Origin of the sequence: Kitasatospora sp. NPDC059571 (genome assembly GCF_042735675.1) — a bacterium.
Taxonomy (GTDB): domain Bacteria; phylum Actinomycetota; class Actinomycetes; order Streptomycetales; family Streptomycetaceae; genus Kitasatospora.
Genome location: NZ_JBHWBW010000627.1, coordinates 1 through 3883, shown reverse-complemented (window position 1 = coordinate 3883; position 3883 = coordinate 1). Strand labels below are relative to the sequence as shown.

At 72.4% G+C, this 3883-nt stretch carries 5 protein-coding genes; 3 read left to right on the top strand and 2 right to left on the bottom strand.

The window, feature by feature from the left end; all coding sequences use genetic code 11:
- Positions 1-191: 191 nt before the first annotated feature.
- Both ACFV0G_RS36810 and ACFV0G_RS36805 read right to left on the bottom strand, forming a co-directional pair.
- Positions 192-1010: an alpha/beta fold hydrolase gene (locus ACFV0G_RS36810; protein WP_380557361.1), complete on the bottom strand. Its 819-nt coding sequence runs from the start codon at positions 1008-1010 to the stop codon at positions 192-194.
- Between the two features lie 24 nt (positions 1011-1034).
- Positions 1035-1700 (bottom strand): DUF4097 family beta strand repeat-containing protein, encoded by a 666-nt coding sequence (locus tag ACFV0G_RS36805; protein WP_380557358.1) that lies wholly within the window; start codon positions 1698-1700, stop codon positions 1035-1037.
- A gap of 238 nt (positions 1701-1938) precedes the next feature.
- Between ACFV0G_RS36805 and ACFV0G_RS36800 the strand changes: the two genes are divergently transcribed.
- The 3 genes from ACFV0G_RS36800 to ACFV0G_RS36790 all read left to right on the top strand — a co-directional run bounded on the left by ACFV0G_RS36800 (position 1939) and on the right by ACFV0G_RS36790 (position 3846).
- Entirely contained in the window at positions 1939-2685 is a 747-nt protein-coding gene (locus ACFV0G_RS36800) for a helix-turn-helix domain-containing protein (RefSeq protein WP_380557355.1), read from the top strand.
- Positions 2686-2815: 130 nt separating this feature from the next.
- Positions 2816-3508: an ester cyclase gene (locus ACFV0G_RS36795; protein ID WP_380557352.1), complete on the top strand. Its 693-nt coding sequence runs from the start codon at positions 2816-2818 to the stop codon at positions 3506-3508.
- A 38-nt stretch (positions 3509-3546) separates the two neighbouring features.
- Positions 3547-3846: a YciI family protein gene (locus ACFV0G_RS36790; protein ID WP_380557349.1), complete on the top strand. Its 300-nt coding sequence runs from the start codon at positions 3547-3549 to the stop codon at positions 3844-3846.
- The last annotated feature ends 37 nt before the right edge of the window (positions 3847-3883 follow it).

The window sequence follows — 3883 nt, the reverse complement described above, 5'->3', positions numbered from 1 at the left end:
GGGGTGTACGGCGTGCCCGAGCCCACCTGGACGGGCGGGCCCCGGCCGGGGGGCCCGGCCGGGGGCGGGGGGGGGGCGGGCCCCCCAGTGCTCGGGGCGGGGGGGGGGCCCGGGCGGGCCCGGGCGCGGGCCGTGGTGGCGCCCGTCGCCCGGCGAGGGGTGTGGTCGGTGCCGGTCCGCCGGCCGTGGGGTCAGCGTCCGCCGCCGTCGAGGGCGGCGACCTCGCGGACGGCTGCGGCGATGGCGCGGAAGTCCTTCTTGAGGATCGCGCCGTGGTTGCTGGCGACCTTCGCGCTCACCTGGATGTTCGGGTTGCGGTCGGTCACCGCGTCGAGGCTGGTGCGGATCCGCTCCTGCTCGTCGCCGCGGCTGCCCAGGGACGATCCCGAGGCGACCACGTACCGCACCGGGACGGTGATGCCGTCCAGGACCGGGCCCAGCTCCCGCTCGCGGGAGATCCTGCCGAGCTCGATGTTGCAGTCCGCCATCTGATCGGGATTCATCCGCGGGGTCAGGCCCGTCGGGCGCAGCAGCGGCAGGAACCAGCCCCACTGCCGGAACTGCTTGCGGATCCGCTGTTCCATGGCCTCGTCCAGCCAGTCGTACGGGAACGCGCCGTCGACCAGCACCGCACCCAGGGCTCGCTCCGGGTTCCGGCCGGCCCAGTGTGCCGCGACGAACGCCCCGTAGGACCAGCCCACCACCAGGGCGCGGTCGACGCCCCTGGCCGCGAGGACCGCGTCGACGTCCCGGACGGCCGCCTCGAAGGAGTAGTCGGCCGAGCGTCCCGACCGCTTGCCGCGGGCCCGCTCGTCGTAGGTGATGTGCCGCCATCCCGTCCCCAGCTCGGCGACGGCCCGCCGCCAGTACCCCTGGGTGGCGAACTGGCCGTTGAGGTACACCACGGGGATGCCGGGCCCCCCGGTGTCGGTGACGGCCAGGGCGGTGTCGTCGACCGGCACCATGCCGGTCCACGCCGAGTCGGTCGAGGACGTGCTGCTCTTCGTCATGTCTTCCCCCTGAACGGGTCGGGCCTACAGGCTGCGGGCGGTGATGTTGCCGTGGGAGGTGGTGGCGCGGATGTCGAGTTCGGTGGTGCCGTTGTTCTTGAGGGCGTTGCTGATGCGGCCGGAGCCGGTACCGGCGTCCAGGGCGGCCGAGACCCCGGCGGCGGCGCCGACCTCGATGTCGCCGGACTGGGTGCGGAGCACGACCGCGCCGCGCACGGCCTCGGTGATCCGGATGCTGCCCCGTGCGGTGCTGATCTCCGCGGGGCCGTTCAGCCGTCCGACCTCGATGTCGCCGTCGACCGCGGTGAGGCGGACGCTCGCGGCCTCGTCGATCTTGATCTGGCGGTACGCGCCCTCGAAGGCGACGTCGCCGAGGCGGCCGACGCCGCGGAGCTCGCAGCCGGCGGTGCTGACCTCGATGCGGGAGTCGGCGGGCAGCTGGACGGTGACCTCCAGGGATCCGGAGGGACCGAAGAGCTGGTTCTTGGGCTCCGGGGCCTCGATCCGCAGGACGCCGTCGGCGAAGGAGACGGTGGTGCGCCCGGCGGCGTCGACGTCGCGGCTCCTGGCGGGGTTGGCCGGCAGGACCTCGACGGTGGCGTCGGCGCGGTCGGCGGCGATGAACTGGACGCGCCCGGCGGGGAGGGCCAGGACGGCGGAGATCGGGGCGGCGGTGTCGAACTTCTGCATCGTGCTCTCCTGTGCTCGCTCACTGTTTCTGACATTGGAAACGCTACGTTGCTTTCCAAAACCCGTCAACGAAGTCGTTGCACATTGAGCACATTACTCCAGCTCAAGGCCGTCAAATTGTTGCAATGACCCTGCGGGTAACGCAACGGTGCTCACACAGACCATTGCAATGGCTGTGGAGTGAACGCTATGGTGCGGCAATCGAGGACCGCCGCGAGGGACCACCGAGGAGAAGGCGATGCCAGGAGGCAGGCTCACCCAGCAGGAACGTCGGCAGATCGCGCTGGGGCTGGCCGACAGCCTCCCCTACGCCGAGATCGCCCGCCGTCTCGACCGTCCGACCTCGACGATCACGCGCGAGGTGATGCGCAACGGCGGCCCCACCGACTACCGCGCCGACCTGGCCCACCGCGCCACCGAGCACCGCACCCACCGGCGCAGGCCCCGCGCCCCCCGGACGCCGGAGCCCCTCCCCCGGGTGCCCGGACGCGACGCCGCGGCCGTGGCCGCGTACGAGGAGACGCTCACCACCGTCCTGATGGCCTCGGGCCTGCCCAGGATGACGGCCCGGGTGCTGACCTGCCTGTTCACCACCGACGAGGGCAGCCTCAGCGCGTCACAGCTCGCCCGGCGCCTCGAGGTCAGCGCCGCCTCGGTCTCCAAGGCGATCACCTTCCTGGAGAGCCAGAGCCTCGTCCGCCGGGAACAGGACGAGCGCCGCCGCGACCGCTACGTCGTCGACGACGAACTCTTCTACCAGGCAACGATCGCCGGCGCCCGGGCCAACGACCGGCTCGTGGAGACCGCCCGCCGCGGCGTCGCCGTCCTCGGCCCCCGCACCCCCGCCGCCGAGCGTCTGGAGAACGTCGCCCGCTTCCTCGACTTCATCAGCGAGAGCATCGTCCGCGCCGCCGACCAGGCCCGGGAGGTCCTCCACGGCACTCGCGACACGACCTCGGCCGACACCGCCCGACCGGGTCCGTGACCGCCGGTCCCGGCGGTGCGGCGGACGGCGGCCCCGCGGGCCCCTCCTGGTGCGCGGCGGCCAGGAGGGGGACAGTGGAAGGGCACGGCCCGGACGGGAGGCAGCCAGGGGGGTCAGCGGGAGGTCCGCGATGACCTTTGTACAGATCGTGGAGTGCCGCACCGAGCGGCCCGACGAACTCAACCGGCTCATGGACAGCTGGATCGAACAGACCAGGGGCAGGCGCACGGCCACCCACTCGATGGTCGGCGCGGACCGGGAGGACGCCCAGCACATCGTGGAGATCGTCGAGTTCCCCTCGTACGAGGCGGCGATGCGCAACTCCGGGCTGCCGGAGACCGACCGGATCTTCCAGGAGATGGTGGCGCTCTGCCAGGAGCCGCCCACCTTCACCAACCTGGACATGGTCCGCAGCGACCAGTTCCACAAGGAGGCGGCGCGCCGACTGCTGCTGGAGCCGCCGACCGGCGACATGTCCGCCATCGACGAGCTGCTGGCACCGGACTACCGCGACCACGACCCGTCCATGGACGGTGACACGGTCGGCCCGGCGGCCGTCAAGGAGATGATCGAGGGCTACTGCAAGGCGTTCGACTTCACCTTCGACATCAAGAGCCAGATCGCCGAGGGCGACCAGGTCGCCACCCGCTGGGTCTGGCGCGGCACGCACATCGGCGAGTTCATGGGGATGCCGGCCAGCGGCCGCACGGTGGAGACCGCCGGGATGACGATCTGGCGGTTCGAGGACGGCAAGGCGATGGAGGGCTGGTGGAGCTGGGACTCCGTCGGCATGATGAAGCAGATGGGGATGATGCCGGGCTGACCGACACCCCGTCAGCACCGGCCGGTAGGCTCGGCCGGATGTTCATCCTGGAACTGACCTACACCGCACCGCTCGACCGGGTCGAGGCACTGCTCGCCGACCACGTGGCCTGGTTGGAGCGGAACTACGCCGCCGGCGTCCTGCTGGCCTCCGGGCGCAAGGTGCCGCGCGACGGCGGGGTGATCGTGGCAGCCGGGGACGACCGGGCCGCGATCGAGCGGCTCGCCGCGGACGACCCGTTCAGCCGGGCCGGCATCGCCGAGTACCGGATCACCGAGTTCATCCCCACGATGACGGCGCCCGAGCTGGCGGGCCACCGCCGCACCCTGCCGTCCTGACCCGCTGCCACGACCGCCGCGGCCGTCGGCCCCACGC

Coding starts and splice junctions, on each gene's coding strand:
- ACFV0G_RS36805 (WP_380557358.1), bottom strand. CDS start 1,700: ATGCAGAAGTTCGACACCGCCGCCCCGATCTCCGCCGTCCTGGCCCTC.
- ACFV0G_RS36790 (WP_380557349.1), top strand. CDS start 3,547: ATGTTCATCCTGGAACTGACCTACACCGCACCGCTCGACCGGGTCGAG.
- ACFV0G_RS36800 (WP_380557355.1), top strand. CDS start 1,939: ATGCCAGGAGGCAGGCTCACCCAGCAGGAACGTCGGCAGATCGCGCTG.
- ACFV0G_RS36810 (WP_380557361.1), bottom strand. CDS start 1,010: ATGACGAAGAGCAGCACGTCCTCGACCGACTCGGCGTGGACCGGCATG.
- ACFV0G_RS36795 (WP_380557352.1), top strand. CDS start 2,816: ATGACCTTTGTACAGATCGTGGAGTGCCGCACCGAGCGGCCCGACGAA.